At 33.1% G+C, this 1,504-nt stretch carries 2 protein-coding genes and 1 tRNA gene; 1 reads left to right on the forward strand and 2 read right to left on the reverse strand.

Going from position 1 to position 1,504, the window contains the following annotated elements:
* Positions 1 to 65: 65 nt before the first annotated feature.
* Positions 66 to 590, reverse strand: coding sequence for a GTP pyrophosphokinase (locus G593_RS19990; protein WP_334290744.1), 525 nt, complete (start codon positions 588 to 590; stop codon positions 66 to 68).
* A 216-nt stretch (positions 591 to 806) separates the two neighbouring features.
* Between G593_RS19990 and G593_RS0118255 the strand changes: the two genes are divergently transcribed.
* Positions 807 to 1,094 (forward strand): tyrosine-type recombinase/integrase, encoded by a 288-nt coding sequence (locus G593_RS0118255; protein ID WP_029732605.1) that lies wholly within the window; start codon positions 807 to 809, stop codon positions 1,092 to 1,094.
* A 147-nt stretch (positions 1,095 to 1,241) separates the two neighbouring features.
* On the opposite strand, the gene G593_RS0118260 is transcribed toward G593_RS0118255, so the two are convergent.
* Positions 1,242 to 1,312, reverse strand: a tRNA-Trp gene (locus G593_RS0118260).
* Positions 1,313 to 1,504 lie beyond the last annotated feature (192 nt).

Below are 1,504 nucleotides of genomic sequence, written 5' to 3' on the forward strand. Positions count from 1 at the left end.
CTTGCCAGTTTAATTCAAAATAAACAATCAAAAGTTTGATAAGGGGTAGTTTGCGCTTTTTTTGGCTACCCGGTAGTTTTTGTTTCATAGTAAATTTCGTGGAACATACCAATTTTGTCTTTTATTCTCTGTATTTCATTATCTGCTTCAATGATAGCTCTTGCAGAATGAAGTAATTCTTCACTTATCTCATCATAGCCAGGCATTTCTTCAATTCCTTTTTTATAGCGAAGTTGATGTTCCAATGTTGCCCAGAAATCCATACCATTGGTTCGAATCTGTAATTCTACACGCATAGGTGTTTTACCCTTAGCAAAAAATACTGGTATTTCAACAATCATATGATAGCTTCGATAACCATTCGATTTTGGATTTTTTATATAATCTTTTATTTCAATAACTTTAATATCATCCTGTTGGGTAATCAAATCTGATATCATATAAATATCGTCAATAAACGCACAAACTATTCGAACGCCTGCTACATCATTGAGATATGTCTGTATATTTTCTGTTGTAAATTCATATCCCATTCCCAAGTGTGATTCAAATGATAACATATCTAAAATTTTCACAGATAAACCATTCATTTTTAGCAACTGCTCATTCATAAGCACACCTTCTCTCATCTGGACTTTTCATTTATGTTACTACAGATATATTGAATTATCAAGACTGCAAATGTGGAGCAAATTCCATGTAAAAACTGTATTACAGGGAATGATTCGATATGCAAGGTTCGAGAAAAAATATACCTTTATTAATATCTCAAACTTTTTCGGTGATTTTCGAGTTGGAAAAATATTTTGAAAAAGAGTGAGAAAACTGATGCGCAAAAATGTTTTACTAATGAAGAACGAATTCGCATTTTGAAATTAGTAGATAAAAAACCTGACATTCGAAATTTAGCCATACATTTATGCTTTCAAACAGGTGTTCGTGTTGGTGAACTTGCAGCTCTGAAATGGGAAGATATTGATTGGGAAAATGGAACACTTCATATTCAGCGTATTGAGACTAGGGCATTCACTCAAGATACAAGTACTGCCAAAAAGAAAAGTTATATAAACAACCAAAGGTTATTATCAATTTGACATTCAACAAAAAGCTGAGCAAAAAAAACAGATTGAACAGGCAATGAATTATTAGGTGATTACTATGGTGATTACTCTCAAGAATCAAGAAAATAAAAAAGCCTCACAAAGCCCGTGTTTATAGGCTTTGCGAGACCATTCAACCAACAGGGGATGAGAGAATCGAACTCCCGCCAAAGGTTTTGGAGACCCCTATCATACCACTTGACCAATCCCCTATTTAAGTAAATTATGTGTCTGTCTCCGTGACACTAGATATTTATACCATATTTATTGGTGGGTTGTCAATAGGTGATTTTAAAAAAAGCTCATAATTAGTAACAGTTCAGCCTTCGGCTGAACTAAAATATAAAAAACAGAGAAATTTTATTTTTTGGAGGAAGAACTTATCCACAGTTTCTTCCTCATTT

It is taken from the genome of Dorea sp. AGR2135, from assembly GCF_000420885.1.
GTDB lineage: Bacteria > Bacillota > Clostridia > Lachnospirales > Lachnospiraceae > Dorea > Dorea formicigenerans.